A 19,790-nucleotide genomic window follows, 5' to 3' on the forward strand; every position below is an offset into this window, starting at 1 on the left:
CCGATCGCGTCTTAGCCGGCTGCTCCCTGGAAGGGATACACCGGCCCCAGCTCAAGGAGGGAGGTCAGTTCGTCCAGAGCTGCCAACGTCTCTTCGGCAAGCCGTGGATCGGCCAGATCCTCCGGGGCCAGCCGCTCGCGGTAGTGGCGCTTGACCCAGGCCACCAGGTCTTCGTACAACGCATCGTCGAGCAGCACGCGACCGGTCAGCGCTGCACGCTCGGCTTGGCTCAGCACAACGCGCAACCTCAAGCACGCAGGACCTCCGCCATTGCGCATGCTCTGCTTGACGTCCTTGACCACCACTTCACTGATGGGGTTGTTGCCCGCCAGCAGATGATCCTGGATGCAGCGCCATACCGCTTCCCGCTCCTGGCATTCGCCTGGCACGACCAGGGTCATGCTGCCATCGTCGTTGGACAGCAGCTGGGAATTGAACAGATACGACGCGACGGCATCTTCCAGGCTAACCGCCTCCAGCGGTACACGCACGGGAATCAAGGGCGTCGACATCTTGTCACGCAGCGCGTCCAGGGTGCCCTGTTCGTCACGGAACGCCAGCTCGTGGTACAGCAGCACCGGGCCATTGCCCACGGCAATCACATCATTGTGAAAGACCCCTGCATCGATGGCATCAGGATGCTGCTGGGCATAGACCACCTGATGGTCGCCCAGCCCGTGCTGGCGGGCGATGGCCTGGCTAGCCTCCAGGGTCTGGCGGGCAGGGAAGCGGCTGGGTTCGACCCCATCACCGCCAAAAGCCTGGCGCCCATACACGAACAGATGCACGCCCGGCTCGCCGTGTTCGCCACACAGCCTGGTGTGATTGGCCGCCCCTTCATCGGAAAACGCCGGGGTCGCCGGCAGTACCGGGTGATGGGCAAAGCGGGTCGGGTCGGCGAAGATCGCGGCCAGCACCCGTGCGGTGGTTTCCGGCTCCAGAAAGCGATGGAAGCTGGACTGCAGATTGGCCGGGGTAAAGTGCACGCGCCCATCCGCAGCGTCACCGCTGGGGGTCACCGTACCGGCGTTGGCCGTCCACATGCTGGAGGCAGAGCAGACCGCGCGCAGCAATTGCGGGGCCTGTTCCGCCGCCTGGGCCAGCACCTCGGCGTTGTCACCGGTGAACCCCAGCGAGCGCAGCGCGCCCAGGTCCGGGCGCTGCTGCGGCGGCAATACGCCCTGGGCGTAGCCAGCGTCTTTCAGGGCCTTCATCTTGGCCAGGCCCTGCAGCGCTGCCTCACGGGGGTTGGACACCAGGCCCCCGTGGGACATGGACGCCACATTGCCGTGGGCCAGGCCGGAATAGTTATGGGTCGGGCCGACGAGGCCGTCAAAGTTGACCTCGACCACGTCTTGTTGACTCATATCCTTCACAGGCTCACCCCCGGCGGCAGCTTATCGGGCAGGTTCAGCGCTTCACTCTCCACTGAAGCGACCGGGTAGGCGCAGTAGTCGGCAGCGTAGAACGCACTGGGACGATGGTTACCGCTGTCGCCGACCCCGCCAAACGGTGCATCCCCGGACGCACCCGTCGTCTGGCGGTTCCAGTTGACGATGCCAGCGCGGATGCGCAGCAGGAAGTCGTCCCAGTCGCTGCGCTCGCCGCCGATCAGGCCGGCAGAAAGCCCGTAGCGCGTGTCATTGGCCAGGGCGATGGCCTCATCCCAGTCGCGGTAGCGATAGACCTTGAGCAACGGCCCGAAGTGCTCTTCATCGGGCACCTCGACGCCGGTCACGTCTACCAGACCTGGAGACAGCAAACTGGTGCCCTCCTCGAGCTGACGCATCCGTGCCAGCACCGTGCCACCTCGTGCTTCCAGATCCGCCTGGGCCGCCAGCAGTCCCTCGGCGGCCGCTACGCTGACCAGACCGCCGTAGAAAGGCGCGTCTTCAGCGAAGGGCTGTGCCACCCGCAACCGTCCCATGGCCTCCGTCAATGCCGCCAGCAAGCTGTCCCCAGCACTTCCTTCGGGCACGATCAGGCGACGGGCACAGGTACACCGCTGACCGCCGGACAGAAACGCGGACTGCAAGATGGTCAGCACGGCGGCGTCCTCATCCGGCACATCCTTCACCACCAGCGGGTTGTTGCCGCCCAGCTCCAGCGCCAGCACCTTGCCCATCTGGCCGGCAAACTGCTGATGCAGCAGCCCGCCGACCTTGGCACTCCCCGTAAACAGCAGGCCGTCGATGCCGGCGGCCGCCGACAACGCCTGCCCCACCGGGGCAGCGCCCTGCACGAGATTGATGACCCCAGCGGGAAGGCCCGCTTCAAGCCAGCATTTCAAGGTCAGATCGGCGGTCAGCGGCGTCTGCTCGCTGGGCTTGAAGACCACCGTGTTGCCTGCCAGCAAGGCGGGCACGATATGGCCATTGGGCAGGTGGCCGGGAAAGTTGTAGGGACCAAACACCGCCATCACACCATGGGGACGATGGCGCAGCACGGCGCGTGCATCTCCCAGGTCACGCTCGCGCTCACCGGTGCGCTCCTCACGGGCGCGGATGGACAGCGCCACCTTGCCGATCATGGCGCCAACTTCGGTGCGTGCTTCCCAGATCGGCTTGCCGGTCTCGTGGGCAATGCTGGCGGCCAGATCCTCGCGATGATTTTCCAGCACGCCACGGAAACGCTCGACCAGCGCCTCACGCTCGGCCAATGGCGTTCTGGCCCAGGCAGCGAAGGCGCGCCTGGCGCTGTCCACCGCTTGCTCCACCTGTTCGGCGCTGGCCGCGGCACCCTGCCACAGCGTCGCTCCGCTGATGGGATCACGCTTGCTGAAGGTCTCTGCATCACCAGACACCCACTGACCGTCGATGAGCAATTGTTGGGTGGGTTGCATCACGCCTCCTCGTCGGAATTCAGCACACGCAAGGTATCGCCGGAGCTGACCTCCAGCCTGCGTGCTTCGTTGTCATTGAGTACCAGGATGCCGGCGTCGTCGGGCCCTCGTCCGACCCAGGCGGCGCGGAAGTCGGCCATGGACGTGGTGGCCGCCAGCCACTGGGGACGTTCGCTGCTGACAGCATCAGGATCGACTTCCACCCGCACATGGCGGGACAGCCGAACGCCCTTGACGTCGTCGATATAGGCCTCGACGGTGGGCCCCCCGTCGAAGATGTCGATATAGCCTTCCCAGCGCAGTCCCTGCTTCTTGAGCATCGCCAGCGCTGGTCGCGTATGTTCGTGGACCTGACCGATGCAGGCACGCGCCTGTTCGGACAGGAAGGGGGTGTAGATCGGAAACTTGGGCATCAGTTCGCCGATAAAGCTCTTCTGACCCAGACCGGTCAAGCGATCCGCTTCATCGAAGTCCATCGGGAAAAAGTTGGCGCCCAGGCACTCCCAGAAGGCACTGCGACCGTTGTCGTCGAAGCGTCCGCGCATCTCGGCCAGGACCTTTTCCGGAAAGCGGTCGCGAAACTCCGCCATGAACAGCCAACGCATCATCGACAGCAGCGCACCGTTGCGCTGATGGCGGCGGTCCGCGCCCCTGAACTCGGGGCGCAGAAACAGTGACGCCACCTCGGCGTCGCCGGTGTGATCAGAGCTCAGAAACAGCGTATCGACGGTGCGATGCAGGTCGAGCTGCTTGGAGGAATGCGCCAGGGTGCCGACGCGATAGTGATAGAACGGTACCTCGCGCCCCACCTGGCCCTCGATGGCACAGCAACCGGCCAGGCGACCGCTCTCTTCGTCCTCCAGGACAAAGAAGTAGAGCCGCTGATCCACCGGGGTCTGCTCATTGAAGGCGCTGCTGGCAGAGGCGATCTTGGCGGCCAGGAACTCGCGATTATCGGGCAGGGAGGTGAAGCCGACGCCGGTCTCCCGGGCCAGCGCCTGGAGCTCGTCCAGGTCCCCTTCCTTGATCGGACGCATACGCATTACAGCTCTCCCTCGTCATATCCCGGGTCGAGGCCATCAGCCGACAGCGCCAGGGGCGCGGCCAGCACCGCACGACCTTCTTCGACCCCCAGCAGCTCGGCATGGGCCGGTGACAGCATCAGCTGACCTGTGGGGGACAGCGCGTAGCGGGCCACCGTGCAGCAGAAGCCATCCAGGCGCTGATTGGCCACCATGGCCGGCTCGGCGTCGGGAAGGGTGTGCTCGGGACGAATGCGCACCGGGTGCCAGGCCGCGCGCCGAAAACTCTCCAGCCGAGCACGATCGCCCTTGATCACGGGACCTGCATCGAACAGGTCCACATGGCGGGAGCGCAGGAAACCTTCAGCCAGCATTTCCTCGAGCGCGTCTTCATGGGCAGGATGCTCGCGACCGATGGCCGCGCGAGCCTTGGGCGTCAGCATGGCCAGGTAAAGCGGGAACTGGGGCATCACCTCAGCGATGAAGCTCTTGGAGCGCACGCCGGCGATGTAGTTGATTTCGTGATAGTCACGCACGAAAAAATGACGGCCCACGCTGTTCCAGAACGGCGACGCACCGTCCTCGTCCAGATAGCCGGGGAAGGCCATCGCCAGCACGTCGGCGAACCGCTCCGGGTACTGGGCAATGAACATCAGCCTGGCACGCCGGAGCAGGCTCTCCGCACTGGTGCCCTTGTAGCGCGGGTCCAGCGACAGGGCACACAGCAGGCTGGCATCGGACACTTCGTGGGACAGCGCCAAGGTCTGCACCTCACGCCTCACATTGAGCTGCTGCGAGGCGTGAATCAGCGTCTCCTGGCGATAGGTGTAATAGGCCTCGTTAGCGCCGGCCAGGGCACGAATGGTGGCCGTGCCCACGACGTCGCCACGTTCCTGGTCTTCGAGTACGAAGGTGTAGTGCTCGTCTCCCGGCACTTCGACCTCCGACGCGAAGGCCCGCTGGGAGCGCGCAATGCGCTCCTCAAGACGATCGCGGTGGGCCGGCAGATTGGTCAGGCGCGGCTGGGCACTGCCTGCCAGACGCTCCAGCGCCGGCAGGTCACCAGGCCGCACAGGGCGAACAGCCAACATGGGATGCCCTCCTGTCGCAGCTTGCTCAAGATCCGATGACATAGTCTGTGGCAGGGGCCTGCTCACGATGCGCTCACCAGACGAGCGATGGCACGCTCCAGGCGCTCGAGGCCCTCGACGATGTCTGCCTCGGGGATCACCAGTGACGGCGCCATGCGCAGCACATTGGGTCCGGCGATCAAGGCCATCAGGCCCTCTTCAATGGCCAGCGGCAGAATGTCCTTGGCACGGCCTTCGTACTCTGGCGCCATCTCGGCACCGATCAGCAGCCCCATGCCGCGCACTTCCTTGAACACGCCGTGCTTGCGGTTGATGGCTTCGAGGTGCTCGCGGAACAGCTCATGACGCTTGGCGACGCCACCCAGCACCTCCGGCGTATCGATGTGGCGGATCGCGGCCAGGGCCACGGCAGACGCCAACGCGTTGCCGCCATAGGTCGAGCCGTGGGTGCCCAGCACCAGCACCGGGGCCACGCGATCGGTCGTCAGCATGGCGCCCACGGGGAAACCACCGCCCAGGCTCTTGGCGCTGGTCAGGATATCGGGGGTGATACCGTAATCCATGTAGGCATAGAGAGAGCCCGAGCGACCCACGCCAGTCTGCACTTCATCAAACACCAGCAGCGCATCATGCTGGTCACACAGATCGCGGAGTCCCTGCAGGAATTCCTGAGTGGCCGGAACGACACCGCCTTCACCCTGCATCGGCTCGACCACGATGGCACAGGTGTCATCCCCTACCAGCTCGCGGACGCTGTCCAGGTTGTTGAACTCCGCATGCAGGATGCCGCCCGGGACCGGACCGAACCCCTGCGAGTACTTGGGCTGGCCACCTACGCTGACGGTGAACAGGGTGCGTCCATGGAAGGACTGGCGGAAGGAAATGATCTTGTCCTTGTGCTCGCCGTGGGTGTCATGGGCCCAGCGACGTGCCAGCTTGAAGGCCGCTTCGTTGGCCTCGCCACCGGACGAACACAGGTATACCTTGTCGGCAAAGGTGCGCTCGACCAGCTCCCGGGACAGCTCGAGCGCCGGTTCGTTGGTATAGACGTTGGACAGATGCCACAGCTTGTCAGCCTGAGCCTTGAGCGCATCCACCAGCACCGGGTGGCAGTGACCGAGAGAGTTGACCGCGATACCGCCGGCAAAGTCGATGTACTCACGCCCCTCCTGGTCCCACAGGCGGCTGCCCTCGCCGCGCACCGGGATGACCTTCTGGGGCGCGTAGTTGGGCACCATGTACTGATCAAAGTCGGCACGGCTCGGGGTGTGGCTCATCGGTGATCTCCGCTGTCATGGGTGGTTGCCGTCGCGAGACGGCTGAGCATGTAATGCGCGAAATCGCAAAACATGCAATCAATCGATCACTCGAGTATAGGGACGCCATCGCAGGAAGGCTTTCAGCAATGGGACCGGCTTTTTCACAAAGCACAGCCACGTCCGCGCAGCATCGTCACCCTCGACAACCCACAGCCACGTTTCTTCTGCATGCTTCGGCCCAGCGCCTCGTCTAGTCTGTAGACAGCCAGTCTTCCACTACTCAGTGAATCCTCATGATCAACACCACTCGCTGGAATCGTTGGCGCTACTCGCTGTATGCGCCTGTGTATGACGTGGTCGCCGAAAGAGCCTTTCGCCGGCCGCGCCGTCAGGCACTGGCCCAGGTGCGCTGGCAATCCGGCATGCGGGTATTGCTGGTGGGAGCGGGCACCGGGCTCGACCTGCCGTGGCTACCACGAGATATCGAGGTGCACGCCAGTGACCTGTGCCCCGCCATGGTCAAGCGACTCAAGGTCAGGGCCAATCACCTTGGGGTGGATGTGGAAGCACGAGCAATGGACGCCGAGCAGCTGGATTACCCGGATGGCTATTTCGATGTGGTGGTGATGCATCTGATTCTGGCGGTCATGCCGCAACCGGACAGGGGGCTGGCCGAGGCCTATCGCGTGCTGGCCGGCGATGGACAGCTGTGCATCATGGACAAGTTCCAGGACGACGAGCGGCCTTCCGGGGTGCTGCGACGCAGCCTCAACCTGGCGACCACGACCATCGCCACCGATATTACCCGCCAGGCCACACCTCTGCTGACAAAGGCAGGCTTCGTCATTGAACAGGACACTGCGGTACTGATGGGCAAGGTATTTCGCGCCCTGCTGGCCTGCAAGGCGCCACCCACATCATCAACAGACCCGGCAGGCGTCCTGCGCTGAGCTGTCACGCTGCCGTTGACGGCGCCACTGCGCCGGCGTACCCGCTTCGAAGCGCTGCCATAGGCGCCTGAGCTGGTATTCGTCCGACACGCCCACCTTTTCGGCAATGGCTGCGAGGCTAAGCGATGATTCCTGCATCAGCTGGCGGGCCAGCTGAAGGCGAATTCTGGCCAGATAGTCCAGTGCGCTCATGCCGGTCAGCTCGACGAAGCGGCGCCGCAGGTGGCGCTCTCCCATGGCGGACTCCCTGGCCATAAGCGACATGGACCATGTATCAGCCGGGGCAGCAGCGATGCGATCCTGAAGCCGGTGGATACGCTGATCGACATGATTTCTCCCCGTCAGCCACACACCAAGCTGGGGTTCCTGGCCGCTACGACGAAGATACAGCACCATATCCCTCGCCACCGTTACCACGATGTCGTGTCCGACGACTCGCGTCAGCCAATGCAACATCGTATCAATCCCGGTGGAAATGCCAGCGCTGGTAAACAGCCCACGGTCCTCGGTGAATATGCAGTCCTGCTGAACGAGAGCCCTGGGTGCCAGACACCGCAGTCTGTCGAGGAGTTGATGATGGGTGGTACAACGGCGGCCATCCAGCAAGCCTGCCTGGGCCAACAGTAGCGTACCCGAACACACGCTCATCACGGCACGAGCCTGGGGCGCCACTGACCGCAGCCACCGCACCACCTCATCCTGAGCATCGGCTTCCATGGCGGCGCGATACTGGCCAGGCACCAACAGCAAGTGGCAATCCCCCAGGGAGTCGGGCAACGGCGCTATACCCGACAACGATAGCGGCCCCATCCAGTCAAACTGAGAACGGGGCCCAATGAAGTCGATCTCAAAGGGTTGCCTGATCGATGCACTGCGTAACACCTGCCATGGCCCCACGAGGTCGAGGGGCACCATCCCGGGTACCAACACGATACTCACTCGAAGGGGGCCATCACCGGCGGCACGAGTTTCCATCATTCTCCTTGGCACCCCACCCCTCTTGTCATATGGCTCGTTCACAGAGGGCCGCTGGTCAGGCCAGCTCACAGCGCTCATTGTGCAAGGCACTTACCGGCACCACACGGGCAAAGCGCCCATCCAATACCAGTTCCGTGCGCTCACGGATCTCTGCTGCGGAGAACACTCGTCCTGCTCGAGACATCGAGAACGTCAGCGTCGCCTCGGCGACGAACACCACATCATACCCGAGATCAGACCCCACTCGAGCCGTCGTCTCGCAGCACTGCTCGGTACGGATGCCACTGATCCAGAGCGTCGTGATTCCCCGCCCACGAAGCCAGCGGTCCAGTCCGGTATCGGTAAACGCGTTGTGCGCGGTCTTGTAAAACGTGGCGTCCGCAGGATCATCAAAGCCCGGCAAAGGTTTGACGAACCCCTGATCTGGATCGAAGGCTCCACCGCTCCCGGGTGCGAGATGGAAGATTCTTACGAGGGGTATGCCTGATGCCTTGGCCAGGTCGATCAATTCGCGCTGGGCGTCAGGCCAGCGCCCCAGTTCTTGCGGGTTCCAGTAAGGACGCTGGGGAAAAGACGCTTGAACATCAATAAGCAGTAGTGCAGATGACATGGAAAGACTCCTGGTCCGCAGAATGGGAGAAAGCAATGGGTGTACAGCTACGATAAGTGGCCCCATCCACGGACCGAAGTGCCAAAGCGGTCACACCGGTGGCAAATTCGGACATGATCATCAACGCCCACCACCACTACGGCTACCCGCCCCTGCGCACCAACCTATAGAGCGCTAATCTATGCGGCACTCACTAACAAAAAAGGCCCACCCATAAAGGTGAGCCTTTGTCATCACGTCATGCCACCAACCGCTGGCACTGCGACGATGTTACATATTGGCTTCCTGGAAAGCCTCGACGGTCTCTTGCAGCAGTGCCTTCAGATCGGCAACTTCCTGCTCCAATGCGGCTATTTTTTGCTCCTGCTGCGTGGCTTCGGACTGCTGCTGAATCGCCTGCATGCGCTGCTGCAGCGTATCGGAATCCATCGCCTGCGCTGAACCCACTGCCATCATGGAGGCCAGGAGTGCAGCTGCCATCATTTTGATCTTCATGTCTTTCTCCTCGTCTTTGTCGAACGTCCTTCGACCTGGTTCCCTGTCCATTACCCATGAAGGCCGGTGGGCACTGCTGCAAGGCAATGGTAGGACATCGTCTTGATGATTAGCGGAGCAACGTGACCTGCAGGGCGTATCCTTAGGGCGAGACAGGAAGGGAATGCCAACCACCCCGTCACGTCCAAGACACTCACCCTTCACGAAGCCCAATGAAAAACAGTGTTCAAAAACTCGTTGAGTCAATCTAATAGGGGGATATTACAGTTAGCAACCTGTGTTTATTCGAAAGACTAAAAAAGCACAATTCTTGGACTTTATGGGACATTCCCACGTCGACACAGTCCCGTCTGACGTATGAAAACACCTAATACCCGTCTGACGTATGATGCTGTCCAGTGCCGGCAAACCAATGGCTTACCAGCGCTGCAGGCCGCAGCTGATCTCGTGCTGCAAACCTGCGGCGCTGACCATCATGCAGGATTACTGGGACTCATTGAGACTGTCTACGGTCATCTGAAGAAGGTCCTTCAGCTCTGCCACTTCCTGTTCAAGCGCTTCGACTTTCTGCTCGTCGGAGGCCGCCTCACTGCGCTGTTCAATTTCCTGCATGCGCTTCTGCAGGGTCGCTGAGTCCATGGCAAAGGCGCTACCCGCGGCCAGCACAGACACCATCATGACAGCAAAGATCATCTTGGTTTTCATGTCACTCTCCTCGACTTTCCTATTGTGGCCGACCGCAGAAGTCTGGCCTATTGAGGGATCCACCTCTGTGGGGGATCCTATGCTTGCCTATCGTTGACTTGTCTTCCCCTGCAAATTCAGCAAAGAAGAGACAAGCTACTGGTGCAATATGCTGCTTCAGCGCATTTGCCAACTGGGTGTCTACATCCATCCGCGCCCACCTCAGTTCACTTGTCGCTCATATCCTTTCATCCCGATCCGCTTTCGCCCCGATCCGCTTTCGCCCCGGTCCGCTTTTATCCCGGTCCACTTTCATCCAGGTCCACTTTCACCCCATTTGGCGGATGCTCGATATACGTTCTTATGATTTTCCAGCAAACAAAGTGCGAATCTACGACTCAAGAAAATAAACAAAAACATCACGTTATGAGCAGGAAGACCAGAAAAACTGACCGAATCTAAACGTAACATTTTGTTAACTGATAACAGAAAATCTAATTCGCATCTCACATATTGGCAATTGCAGATATGTTCATAAAATCATTTCGGCACAATTATTCTGTAAGATATTGAACATAGCGGCGTAAAAATATCTCGCATTACGTCGGCAGCTATGGTCTTTCCTTTCACGCATGGTGGACCCGCATGAAAGTCATGCGCCAGCAGCACTGCTCGTTGCTGCTGGCGCATCATCAGCCTTTATGCTGATTCAGCAATCAAGTGATCGTGTTTGGCACTCGCCTCTTCACTTACCGCCTTCCAGGCAGCCCCGGTGATGGCAAGGGAAGCCCCGAGAAGAACCAGGTCCTTCGCCAGAAATCCACCGAACAGCGATGGGAAGGCCAAGGTATCGCCCGACAGACTGCTGACATGCAAGACACCAGGGGTGGTCAGCAAGAACGTGCTGGTCGTCAGGAAGATGACGCTTGCAAGCGCTCCCCCCACCAAGCCAGCTTTCTTGGAGATGGGGTATGCCGCAACAAGAAAGCCAACGACAATTTCTGCCGTACCAATAGCCGCCGACACCTGATTGACACTCGCAATGCTGTACAACCAGGACATCAACGGAGAGCTGGCAACGATGCCCTGGATAGCGGCCGCTTCATCTGGGTGATACTTGAAGAAACCGATCCATAGAAGGATCGCGACCACACCGTACAGCGCAATATAGAAGCCAGCACGAGAAAGGGTATTGTGATTCATGTCTCACTCTCCATCTTTACTTTTTTCGTCATTTTTTATGAATAGATGGCAGACGCATCCTCATCTTTCCTCTATTCATCTTCCGATCTACTGCTACCACCTTCTGCCGAAACAGCCACCATCGCTTTCCATACACCGCATGATGTCCGGAGACACTCTCTGATCGAACGTCATCCTTTTGCTCAGCTTCTACTCAGCTATGGCTCCGGCACCTTGCTGTCTTTCCTCTCTGTGTACGATACATTCGATTTACTTACACTACTGTTGATAACTACGCTCATTCGATTTTTCTGATCTGCATGAAGACGTGGTATGTCGCTCTGTGTCTCCATCACCTGACACCTTCTCTGCGTACTCTCCGCACGCTCTGTAGCCATATCATCACGCCTCATGGTGAGGTCGCTTCTGTCGACTACATCACCGTTTCCTTACGTCACTTCATCCAAAGAACTTTGCCAAAACGAGCATGCAACATGTCTTCACCATCCTTTCCCATCGATGCTGAACCTCGAGCAGCCAACACAAACAAGGAGGACGTGGGGACCTCAACCTCAACGTTGAGCTGACATGCTGTGGAAGCTGATGGTGGGGAGAAAGGCAATGACACGACAGACAGGCAGGGAGGGAGGAAGGGAGGCAAAGAGCCAGGGAGAAACGAAGAGAGGAAGCGCCGCGCCTACGAGACGTAGACTGTCGCGCCCGGCTCACGTGAGCAGCCGGGGTAAACCGTGGTACCGAAACATGCCACCGCACATCGATTCCGCTCGATGTCGGCAACGCATTCAGCGTCGAACCCATACAGGTCGAACCCAGCAACGATGAGCGATGCAGGTCAAAAGGAGAGTGTTCAGGGAGCTATGCAGATACAGGGAAGGTGCGGTTAGCCCAATAAACCGTATCGGGCCAGTGACTAGCCCAGTCGCTCTTCCCTGGGGGTCATACCGAAGTGATTGCGATACGCCGTCGAGAAATGCGCCGCCGATGAGAAGCCGGTCTGAAGCGCGATTTCACCGGCAGGCTGATCACTCTCGCGCAGCATGCGGCGAGCCTTCTGCAGACGCAGATCGAGGTAATAGCGACTCGGCACCGACTTCAGGTACTTCTTGAAGAGTCGCTCCAGCTGACGCCTGGAGATGCCCAGATGTTCGGCAAGTTCGTGAGTCGACAGCGGCTCTTCGATGTTGGCTTCCATCAGCTGCACGGCCTCGACCAGGCTGGCCGGCGCATGGGCGAGACGCGAGCGCAGGGGAATCTGCTGAGGTTCGTCACCCATGCGGATCCGCTCCATCACGAAATATTCCGAAATTCGTGATGCTAGAGCGGCACCATGATGACTTTCGACCAGGGTGATCATCATGTCCATGGCCGCCGTGCCGCCACCACAGGTCATCCGGTCACGATCGATCTCGAACAGCTGTTGTGACAGCCGCACCCGGGGGTGAGCCGCCGCGAAGGCCTCGAACCGTTGCCACGGCAGCGTGGCCTGATAGCCATCCAGAAGCCCCAGCCGCGCCAGCGCTTCGGTGCCCCCGCCGATGCCGCCGAGTAACACGCCAGAAGCCGCCAGGCGTTTGAGCCAGGCCGCCAGATCATCGGGGATCCCCCCAGGCAGCTTGGCAGGCCCGCACACCAACACCATGTCGGGGTGAGTCTCCACCTCTGCTAGCGCTTCCCGGGGCAGCACGGTCTGCTGCGACGCACTCGTCACCGCATCGCCGCCGCTGGAGTAACTGGTCAGTCGATAGAGGGTACGACCGTGAAGCAGGTTAGCCACATGCAGCGGCTCGGTGGCACAGGCATGCGCCAGCAGCGAAAATCCAGGCATCACCACGATCCCTACTTGGCGCAGCAATTCGGATGAGCGTGATGGATGGGAAGACGGCGGCATGAACCTTCTCGACGAGAATATGCGAGCCATAGTCTACGCCACTCACGCCATGGATTCAGCGCCCATGTCCGTTGTGCATGGGCCACGCCTGCAGCGAAGACGCATCAGTGACACGACGACAACGGGCCGCGACCTCTCGGTCACGGCCCGTTGGCAAAGGCGAGTCTGTCAGCCGCCGGCTCGCTCAGTGCTGGAGCGACGGGGCCGACATTCAGGGCCTTTTGGGCGGATTAGAGCTGAACGACGTCGAAGCTGACGTCCGGATTGACGTCGGCGTCGTAGTCCACATCGCTACGCTCGAAGCCGAACAGCTTGAGGAACTCGTGCTTGTAGCCAGCGTAGTCCGTGATATCGAACAGATTGTCACTGGTCACCTGCGGCCACAGATCCTTGCATGCCTGCTGGACGTCATCACGCAGTTCCCAGTCATCCAGACGCAGGCGGCCGACGTCATCCGTGGTGGCTTCACCCCCGTAGAGGCGCTCCCCGAACAGGCGGTTGAGCTGGTCGATGGTGCCTTCGTGGAGGCCCTGCTCCTTCATCACCCGATAGACCATCGCAATGTACAACGGCATGACCGGGATGGCGGCACTCGCCTGGGTCACTACCGACTTGAGCACAGCGACGTTGGCACCACCTCCAGACTGTTTCAACTTGCCATCGATGGCGGTGGCTGCACGATCCAGGTCTTCCTTGGCCTTGCCCAACGCACCATGCCAGTAGATCGGCCAGGTGATCTCGGTACCGATATAACTGAAGGCAACACTGCGGGCACCAGAAGCCAGTACATCGGCCTCACTCAATGCCTGCATCCACAGTTCCCAGTCCTGACCGCCCATGACATCGATGGTATCGGCGATTTCCTGCTCGCTGGCAGGCTCGACCTCGGCTTCGATGATGGTGTCCTTGTTGGTGTCGATAGCAGTGGCGCGGTAGGTCTCGCCAATGGGCTTGAGGCTGGAACGCTTCAGCTCACCGGAGTCCGGCATCTTGCGCACGGGAGACGCCAACGAGTAGACCACCAGGTCCACCTGCCCCATGTCCTGCTTGATCAATTCGATCGCCTTGGCGCGGGCTTCGTGGGAGAAGGCATCACCATTGATCGACTTGCTGTAGAGGCCTTCCTGCTTGGCGAACTTGTCGAAGGCCGCGGCATTGTACCAACCCGCCGTACCGGGCTTCTTCTCGGTGCCGGGCTTCTCGAAGAACACACCGAGGGTGTCGGCGCCATAACCAAAGGCAGCAGTGACGCGTGCCGCCAGGCCGTAACCGCTGGAGGCACCGATCACCAGCACTTTCTTGGGCCCCTTGGATGACGCCAGGCCACGTGCGCGGGTTGCCTCGATCTGCTCGAGTACGTTTTTCTCGCAACCGACAGGATGGGTGGTGGTGCAGATGAATCCGCGTACCTTGGGCTTGATGATCACGACAGACCTCTTTATTGCTCGTGGCTCCCGTAGGAGAGCCATCCAATGTGTAATGCGTGGTGGCGATATTCTAGCGGCACACGGCGATCCTGTCCGCCTTTGCAGACAATGGGCCTCACGGGCGGGGCTACTGAGCGATACTTGCTCGACGGCGGCGGCTCGGGCAGGATGCAGTCCATCGCTTGAGGAGACCACCGATGGATGCCCAGACTCTGGTCGATGAACGCGGCGAGCTATGGCTCGCATTGGCCCCGATGTGGCTGGAACGGGAACCGCGAGAATCCGACTACGCGAGAATGGTAGAGGTGATAGAACGTGACGGCATTGCGCTCAAGGACCTGGAATGGGTCTTTCGCCTCGAACTCGCCCCCGTACTTTCTCGACAGCAAATGTCGGTCGCGGGTGAGTGGCGCAAGTTCGACGACTACCAGTTGATGCGCCGCCTGGTCGCCCACAACCTCCGACTGACCGGCTGGCGCCGCAAGTTCTGGGCCCTGTTCTCAGGCTTGACCACCATGATGGTGCGTCACCGCTACAACGCCCTGGTGGAGCATCTGGTGGTCAGCCGAGGAGAAGCGCGCTAGGGCCAGCGGCCGGTCTCAGGCTACAAAGCCTAACCCTCACGTCTCGTCGAGGGCCCGTTCCAGATCCGTCAGCATCGCCGCGGCACCATCCCGAGGCCCGAACCTCTTCAACACGCGCCCGTCTCGCGCCACCAGAAACTTGGTGAAATTCCATTTGATGGCGCGCGTTCCCAGCCAGCCCGGAGCTTCGGCTTTCAGGCGCTGAAACAGAGGATGGGCACCGCGTCCATTCACCTCCACCTTTTCCATCAGGGGAAAGGTGACACCAAACTGACGCTCACCAAAGGCACAGAATTGCTCGGCAGACTCTGGCGACTGCTTGGCAAACTGGTTGCAAGGAAACCCCAGCACCGTGAAGCCCCGTTCGCGATGCTCGCGATACAGCGCCTCCAGTTCGCCCAACTGAGAGGTAAAACCGCACTGGCTTGCCACATTGACGACAAGCAGCACCTGCCCCCTCAATGCACGCAGATTGAAAGGCTCACCTTGATGGGTATGACACTCGACGTCATGCAGGCTCATGGGCTGAACTCGCGCTCCTTGTCTTCACGATGACACGCCTTTACGGCTCTCGCCAGAGACGCAGGCCCACCGGCGAAGTCGCCTTCATCCTTGCGCTTCCTGCTTCAACAGCAGGGCCAGCGCGAGGTGCGTGTCCGGTGTGGCCTCAGCCAGTTCAATGGCCTCTCCAGGCGGCATCCAGGTGACGCTGGCGACCTCTTCCGGCTGCAGCGCCAGAGGACCGTCCCAGGTCACGCAAAAGACACTGCCAAAGATGCGATAGCCCTGGTCATCGTAGCGAAAGCTCAGGCAGGGCGTCAGCGGGGCATGACAGATACCAAGCTCCTCTGCCAGTTCACGACGGGCAGACACGTGGACCGCCTCACCGGCCGCCACCACGCCACCTGCAGCGAGGTCAAGACCACCGGGAAAGGCTTCCTTGGTCAGTGTCCGTCGCTGGACGCACAGCTCTCCCGCGCCATTGCGCACCACAATGTAGGTCGCGCGATGCCAGAAGCGATAGCGGCGCATGTCGGATCGCCAGGCGCTTCCACAGGGGCGATCGCGGGCATCCACGATCTGCACTCTCTCGCGCGCGATGACCGGCGCCGGCACGTCACCCGCCGGAGCCTTCAGCGATGACGCCACCGGCAGCGACAGCTCAGGTGAGGCAACCTCACTCATCACAGGACTCCGCCATTAAAGCGTCAAGCCTAACGATCCGCGCCCGCGACGTCACCCTTCGCCCAGTCTTCGATACCTGCCAAGGTACCTGCCAAGGCGCTTGATATCTGGCTGTGCGCTTGATACCTGGCAGGGCCTTAGCCCAGCAGCACACGAACCGCTAGTCCCAGCAAGAGCACGCCCGTCACCCGATTGATCCAGTGGGACCGAGCCTGCAGCCAAGGCAGCACACTGGAGTGAGACAGGCCAAGCGCTACCAGCACGTACCAGCCGCCGTCGATCACCATGGCCGTCACGACCACGATGCTCCGTTCAACCACGGACATGTCAGGACTGACGAACTGACTGAGCAAGGCAACAAAGAACAGGATCAGCTTGGGATTGCCCAGGGCGACCAGCAAGCCTTCCCGGGCGGCGGTCAGGTGACTGGCAGCGGCGGGCTGCGGCCGCAGTGCCCCCGCCTGGCCCGCGCGCAGCGCCTTGATGCCAAGCCAGGCCAGATATACGGCCCCTGCCAGCATCACCACGCGGAACCCCTGAGGATGTCGTTCGATGACTTCGCCCAGGCCCCAGACGGTCAGCAGTGCGTAGAGGCCCACACCCAGAGCATGTGTGATCGCCGCCACGACACCGGCGGCCCTGCCACTGCCCAGGGTATGGCGGAGTACAAGTGCCAGGCTGGGGCCGGGGGACATGGCTCCCATGGCACAGATGGCTGCCAAAGAGAGCCAAAGCGATAACGGCATAATTTCTCCTCAATTACTTCGACGCCTGGCTCACACAATCTATGCAGACTTACGCATTCAAATGCTTTTTCTTACAAAACCAAGCATACAATCACGAAAAACCTCACTCTAGGGATGGTGAAGTTCAGGATATATCGTTATTTACAAACGTATGAGCTTCGATAACGATACTCATGCACGTCCTACAAAAAAAATGATCATCATCCATCATTGCAAGGGAACAGGGAGGGGACGATGTCTGCCTCGCAACAAGCCTCAATCGTCAGATTGATCACGCACCCCAACGTGCAGTCCCAGCTATTTACCCACCACCTGAGTCAGGTGCTGGATTGCGAGGTCAGCACATTGGCACCCGAAGCGGTGCCCTCTCTGCAGGCCGAGCTCGCCCGCACACCTGATCAAGCACAACTCTGGCTGCTGGATGCCGACCAGCTATCGCTCAGCGATATGCACCACTGTCACGAACTAAAGGCACAGTACCCAGAGATCCTGCTGGCTGCGTTCAACCTGGCCGACCAGGAACAGGCCGCTGAACTGCTGGCGTCACTGCATTTGCAAGGTATCTTCTATCGCCGTGACGAACTCGACAACATCTGCAAAGGCATCATCCAACTACTGGATGGCGCGCTGTGGATGTCTCGCCCGCTGCTCCAGCAGATGTTCGAATACTTCCGTCGCCAACAGTTCAACACCTACCGCCCGGTCGCTGGCCTGACGCAACGGGAGCTGGAAATCCTTGGCTTCATTGGCAATGGCGCGTCCAACCAGGATATCGCCAGCCAGCTGTTTCTCAGCGAACATACCGTCAAGTCGCATCTTTACAATATCTTCAAGAAGATCAAGGTGCACCACAGAACCGAGGCCGCCCAGTGGGCACGCAAGCACCTCGGTATTCCACCGCCTATGAGCAAGGGCAACCAACGCGATCGCCAGGCCCAGCCTTGATGCCCTTCCCTAGCCCTTCCCTGTCACGCCTGGGCTAGCGGAAAAAGGGCGCCGGGAAAAGGGCAACCGGTGACAGATAGCGGGCAAAGGTGCAGCACTCCCCCGCGGGGAAGCCGCGGCACCGGATCGGCATCATCGATGAAACTGACGCTCACGCTCTGGCTGCCACAGAATCTTCTCCAGTTGCCAGCGCTTGGTACGCCCCGTTAGTGGGGTGACCTGCCATTGCTCTCCCACTCGGCGGGTCAGCAGTTCAGCTCCCAGCGGCGCCATCACGGACAGTCCGTCGGCGGTTGCCGACAAGGCATGGGGATATACCAGGGTCCGCACCAGCTGACGGTCTTCATCGAGATCGCGCAGTACCACTTGGCTATTCATGCTGACGACATCATCGGGCATCTCGTCAGGGTCGAGAATCTCGGCGCGCTCCAGCAGCGCCTCAAGCAGATCGGCTACCGCACGATCCTTGTCATCTGCATCATCGATCAGACGCTGAAGTCGCTCTGCGTCAAGACGATTGGCTAGCCTCAACGACATCCTTGTCACCTCACTGGTCTCTTACAGGCCTTTAGGGGCGTCACCCCGTCGAGGTGACCGCCACGCAACAAAAAAGCCCTCCCCGATAGTGGGAAGGACTCGATCACCTGAAGCATACGACACTGGCAGTAAACAAGAAACTGCTTATATGAAAAAGACAGGCCGGTTGGACATCCCCCTTGCAGGGTCCGCATACTGCTGGCCTCGACGCCTTTTCTTCATTCCTACATCAGAGCCACGATGCCCTCCACGCCTGACGCCTTCGACACGCCTCCAGAAAACTTGAACCAACTGCTCGACCAACTCAGCCAAGCCAGTGCCGAACGCGATCAGCTGTCCCTCGCCGAAGTGATGGACGCCGTCGGTCGCCGCAGCTTTGCTCCCTTCCTGCTGGTCGCAGGCCTGGTCACCCTCACCCCGTTGATCGGCGATATCCCCGGTGTGCCGACGCTGATGTCGCTGCTCGTGGTGCTGGCGGCGGTACAACTGTTGGCAGGCAAGCAGAGCGTGTGGCTCCCAGCGTGGCTCGCCAGGCGCAAGGTAGCCACCACCAAGGTCGAGCGCACCATCACCCTTCTGCGCAAACCTGCTCGCTGGGTTGACCGGCTGATCAAGCCCAGACTGAGGCTGCTGACAGGCCGCGTGGCGCGCTATCCCATCGGTCTGGCCTGTCTGGCCATCGCCCTGGTGACGCCCCCGATGGAGCTGATTCCCTTCAGCGCGACCTTGGCTGGCGCTGCCCAAAGCATGTTCGGCCTGGCGCTGCTCGCCCGGGATGGGCTAATGGCGCTGGCAGGCTACGCCTTTACCCTATCCACCGCCTGGGTCATTGTGCTGGCCATCTAGCCCGCTGGACGTGCCGGTAGTGGGACGCCGACGGTGATCGAGCGGGTCCTGCGAGGCTTCCTACTTCGCGTTGCCGCCCTTCCTGTGCCGAGCTTCCTGTGCTGACCTTCCCTGCGCTGACCGCGCTGCGGACAGGGCTGAGCTGACCAGGATCAACTCCGCCATCAGCAGGGTGCGATACGCTGGCGAAGCCGGCCAGGGACGTGCGGCATTGTGCTTAGCGATGGCAGGGATGCCATCCACCCATCTCTTGACGCTTCCTCCTCCTGCCCCAGGTTCATCTGCAAGCAGGTCTATGCTTCATGGCTCTGATGCAAGGCTCTGATGCGAGGCTCTGGTGCATGTATCCGCTGCACGGTTGGCTACCGCGCTGCTGCTACGAGTTTCCAACAGGCGTGATCATCCTGCCCTTATTGCGTTCCTAGTAAAGCCTGCGTCCTGCCATTAGGCCGCGCGGCTGCCGTTATTGCGGCCCAGCAGCGGTCCCTGATTCACTGG

General features: G+C 60.7%; 20 protein-coding genes. 4 read left to right on the forward strand and 16 right to left on the reverse strand.

All coding sequences use genetic code 11. The features are described from left to right. Window positions 1-11: 11 nt before the first annotated feature. The 5 genes from astB to JF545_RS09325 form a co-directional block, all read right to left on the reverse strand. Window positions 12-1,367, reverse strand: a complete 1,356-nt coding sequence (gene astB, locus JF545_RS09305; protein WP_206941492.1) for an N-succinylarginine dihydrolase — start codon at window positions 1,365-1,367, stop codon at window positions 12-14. Between the two features lie 5 nt (window positions 1,368-1,372). After that, complete coding sequence (astD, locus tag JF545_RS09310; RefSeq protein WP_206941493.1) at window positions 1,373-2,842, reverse strand: succinylglutamate-semialdehyde dehydrogenase; 1,470 nt, start codon at window positions 2,840-2,842, stop codon at window positions 1,373-1,375. Beyond that, window positions 2,842-3,885 carry an arginine N-succinyltransferase gene (astA, locus tag JF545_RS09315; protein WP_206941494.1) on the reverse strand — a complete coding sequence of 348 codons (1,044 nt, stop codon included), beginning with the start codon at window positions 3,883-3,885 and terminating at the stop codon, window positions 2,842-2,844. Before astA ends, astD begins: the two co-directional genes overlap by 1 nt. Further along, window positions 3,885-4,955, reverse strand: a complete 1,071-nt coding sequence (locus JF545_RS09320) for an arginine N-succinyltransferase (RefSeq protein WP_206941495.1) — start codon at window positions 4,953-4,955, stop codon at window positions 3,885-3,887. The genes astA and JF545_RS09320 overlap by 1 nt, the downstream gene beginning before the upstream one ends. Before the next feature lie 62 nt (window positions 4,956-5,017). Next, a complete protein-coding gene (locus JF545_RS09325) occupies window positions 5,018-6,232 on the reverse strand; it encodes an aspartate aminotransferase family protein (RefSeq protein ID WP_206941496.1) in 1,215 nt (404 codons plus the stop codon). A gap of 275 nt (window positions 6,233-6,507) precedes the next feature. Here JF545_RS09325 and JF545_RS09330 point away from each other — a divergent pair, with 275 nt between their 5' ends. Further along, window positions 6,508-7,164, forward strand: a complete 657-nt coding sequence (locus tag JF545_RS09330; RefSeq protein ID WP_206941497.1) for a class I SAM-dependent methyltransferase — start codon at window positions 6,508-6,510, stop codon at window positions 7,162-7,164. Here JF545_RS09330 and JF545_RS09335 read toward each other — a convergent pair. The 7 genes from JF545_RS09335 to fabV all read right to left on the reverse strand — a co-directional run bounded on the left by JF545_RS09335 (window position 7,135) and on the right by fabV (window position 14,449). Continuing rightward, window positions 7,135-8,139, reverse strand: a complete 1,005-nt coding sequence (locus JF545_RS09335; RefSeq protein WP_242520759.1) for a GlxA family transcriptional regulator — start codon at window positions 8,137-8,139, stop codon at window positions 7,135-7,137. The two genes, JF545_RS09330 and JF545_RS09335, sit on opposite strands and share 30 nt — an antisense overlap. Before the next feature lie 58 nt (window positions 8,140-8,197). Next, on the reverse strand, window positions 8,198-8,752 hold the full coding sequence (locus JF545_RS09340; protein WP_206941499.1) for an isochorismatase family protein: 555 nt from the start codon (window positions 8,750-8,752) through the stop codon (window positions 8,198-8,200). A 270-nt stretch (window positions 8,753-9,022) separates the two neighbouring features. Beyond that, entirely contained in the window at window positions 9,023-9,247 is a 225-nt protein-coding gene (locus JF545_RS09345; RefSeq protein ID WP_206941501.1) for a hypothetical protein, read from the reverse strand. 483 nt (window positions 9,248-9,730) lie between these two features. Next, the gene (locus JF545_RS09350; protein ID WP_206941503.1) at window positions 9,731-9,952 is read right to left on the reverse strand and encodes a hypothetical protein; all 222 of its coding nucleotides are present in this window, start codon (window positions 9,950-9,952) and stop codon (window positions 9,731-9,733) included. A gap of 678 nt (window positions 9,953-10,630) precedes the next feature. Further along, entirely contained in the window at window positions 10,631-11,134 is a 504-nt protein-coding gene (locus tag JF545_RS09355; protein WP_206941505.1) for a DUF417 family protein, read from the reverse strand. Window positions 11,135-12,044: 910 nt separating this feature from the next. Further along, complete coding sequence (locus JF545_RS09360) at window positions 12,045-13,022, reverse strand: GlxA family transcriptional regulator (protein ID WP_206941507.1); 978 nt, start codon at window positions 13,020-13,022, stop codon at window positions 12,045-12,047. Window positions 13,023-13,252: 230 nt separating this feature from the next. Further along, a complete protein-coding gene (gene fabV / locus JF545_RS09365; protein ID WP_206941509.1) occupies window positions 13,253-14,449 on the reverse strand; it encodes an enoyl-ACP reductase FabV in 1,197 nt (398 codons plus the stop codon). Window positions 14,450-14,646: 197 nt separating this feature from the next. Between fabV and JF545_RS09370 the strand changes: the two genes are divergently transcribed. Continuing rightward, window positions 14,647-15,033: a DUF7079 family protein gene (locus JF545_RS09370; RefSeq protein ID WP_206941511.1), complete on the forward strand. Its 387-nt coding sequence runs from the start codon at window positions 14,647-14,649 to the stop codon at window positions 15,031-15,033. Between the two features lie 36 nt (window positions 15,034-15,069). Here the strand turns inward: JF545_RS09370 and JF545_RS09375 are convergent, their stop codons facing one another. The 3 genes from JF545_RS09375 to JF545_RS09385 all read right to left on the reverse strand — a co-directional run bounded on the left by JF545_RS09375 (window position 15,070) and on the right by JF545_RS09385 (window position 16,964). Continuing rightward, window positions 15,070-15,555, reverse strand: a complete 486-nt coding sequence (locus tag JF545_RS09375) for a glutathione peroxidase (protein WP_206941513.1) — start codon at window positions 15,553-15,555, stop codon at window positions 15,070-15,072. 84 nt (window positions 15,556-15,639) lie between these two features. Next, window positions 15,640-16,218, reverse strand: coding sequence for an NUDIX hydrolase YfcD (gene yfcD / locus JF545_RS09380; RefSeq protein WP_206941516.1), 579 nt, complete (start codon window positions 16,216-16,218; stop codon window positions 15,640-15,642). 137 nt (window positions 16,219-16,355) lie between these two features. After that, window positions 16,356-16,964 (reverse strand): LysE family translocator, encoded by a 609-nt coding sequence (locus JF545_RS09385; protein ID WP_206941518.1) that lies wholly within the window; start codon window positions 16,962-16,964, stop codon window positions 16,356-16,358. A 234-nt stretch (window positions 16,965-17,198) separates the two neighbouring features. Here JF545_RS09385 and JF545_RS09390 point away from each other — a divergent pair, with 234 nt between their 5' ends. Next, the gene (locus JF545_RS09390) at window positions 17,199-17,909 is read left to right on the forward strand and encodes a response regulator transcription factor (protein WP_206941520.1); all 711 of its coding nucleotides are present in this window, start codon (window positions 17,199-17,201) and stop codon (window positions 17,907-17,909) included. Window positions 17,910-18,041: 132 nt separating this feature from the next. On the opposite strand, the gene JF545_RS09395 is transcribed toward JF545_RS09390, so the two are convergent. Continuing rightward, window positions 18,042-18,446 carry a GreA/GreB family elongation factor gene (locus tag JF545_RS09395; protein WP_206941522.1) on the reverse strand — a complete coding sequence of 135 codons (405 nt, stop codon included), beginning with the start codon at window positions 18,444-18,446 and terminating at the stop codon, window positions 18,042-18,044. Between the two features lie 240 nt (window positions 18,447-18,686). On the opposite strand from JF545_RS09395, the gene JF545_RS09400 reads away from it, so the two are divergent. Further along, window positions 18,687-19,292: an exopolysaccharide biosynthesis protein gene (locus tag JF545_RS09400; protein ID WP_206941523.1), complete on the forward strand. Its 606-nt coding sequence runs from the start codon at window positions 18,687-18,689 to the stop codon at window positions 19,290-19,292. Window positions 19,293-19,790 lie beyond the last annotated feature (498 nt).

This window comes from Halomonas litopenaei (assembly GCF_017303055.1).
Taxonomy (GTDB): Bacteria; Pseudomonadota; Gammaproteobacteria; order Pseudomonadales; family Halomonadaceae; genus Halomonas; species Halomonas litopenaei_A.

Bases quoted from the DNA above. Each gene is read 5' to 3' on its own strand.
- JF545_RS09360 (WP_206941507.1), bottom strand. From the start codon at position 13,022: ATGCCGCCGTCTTCCCATCCATCACGCTCATCCGAATTGCTGCGCCAA.
- JF545_RS09370 (WP_206941511.1), top strand. From the start codon at position 14,647: ATGGATGCCCAGACTCTGGTCGATGAACGCGGCGAGCTATGGCTCGCA.
- astA (WP_206941494.1), bottom strand. From the start codon at position 3,885: ATGCGTATGCGTCCGATCAAGGAAGGGGACCTGGACGAGCTCCAGGCG.
- JF545_RS09355 (WP_206941505.1), bottom strand. From the start codon at position 11,134: ATGAATCACAATACCCTTTCTCGTGCTGGCTTCTATATTGCGCTGTAC.
- JF545_RS09345 (WP_206941501.1), bottom strand. From the start codon at position 9,247: ATGAAGATCAAAATGATGGCAGCTGCACTCCTGGCCTCCATGATGGCA.
- astD (WP_206941493.1), bottom strand. From the start codon at position 2,842: ATGCAACCCACCCAACAATTGCTCATCGACGGTCAGTGGGTGTCTGGT.
- JF545_RS09350 (WP_206941503.1), bottom strand. From the start codon at position 9,952: ATGAAAACCAAGATGATCTTTGCTGTCATGATGGTGTCTGTGCTGGCC.
- JF545_RS09385 (WP_206941518.1), bottom strand. From the start codon at position 16,964: ATGCCGTTATCGCTTTGGCTCTCTTTGGCAGCCATCTGTGCCATGGGA.
- JF545_RS09400 (WP_206941523.1), top strand. From the start codon at position 18,687: ATGCCCTCCACGCCTGACGCCTTCGACACGCCTCCAGAAAACTTGAAC.
- JF545_RS09325 (WP_206941496.1), bottom strand. From the start codon at position 6,232: ATGAGCCACACCCCGAGCCGTGCCGACTTTGATCAGTACATGGTGCCC.
- JF545_RS09395 (WP_206941522.1), bottom strand. From the start codon at position 18,446: ATGTCGTTGAGGCTAGCCAATCGTCTTGACGCAGAGCGACTTCAGCGT.
- JF545_RS09335 (WP_242520759.1), bottom strand. From the start codon at position 8,139: ATGGAAACTCGTGCCGCCGGTGATGGCCCCCTTCGAGTGAGTATCGTG.
- yfcD (WP_206941516.1), bottom strand. From the start codon at position 16,218: ATGAGTGAGGTTGCCTCACCTGAGCTGTCGCTGCCGGTGGCGTCATCG.
- JF545_RS09375 (WP_206941513.1), bottom strand. From the start codon at position 15,555: ATGAGCCTGCATGACGTCGAGTGTCATACCCATCAAGGTGAGCCTTTC.
- JF545_RS09390 (WP_206941520.1), top strand. From the start codon at position 17,199: ATGTCTGCCTCGCAACAAGCCTCAATCGTCAGATTGATCACGCACCCC.
- JF545_RS09340 (WP_206941499.1), bottom strand. From the start codon at position 8,752: ATGTCATCTGCACTACTGCTTATTGATGTTCAAGCGTCTTTTCCCCAG.
- astB (WP_206941492.1), bottom strand. From the start codon at position 1,367: ATGAGTCAACAAGACGTGGTCGAGGTCAACTTTGACGGCCTCGTCGGC.
- JF545_RS09320 (WP_206941495.1), bottom strand. From the start codon at position 4,955: ATGTTGGCTGTTCGCCCTGTGCGGCCTGGTGACCTGCCGGCGCTGGAG.
- JF545_RS09330 (WP_206941497.1), top strand. From the start codon at position 6,508: ATGATCAACACCACTCGCTGGAATCGTTGGCGCTACTCGCTGTATGCG.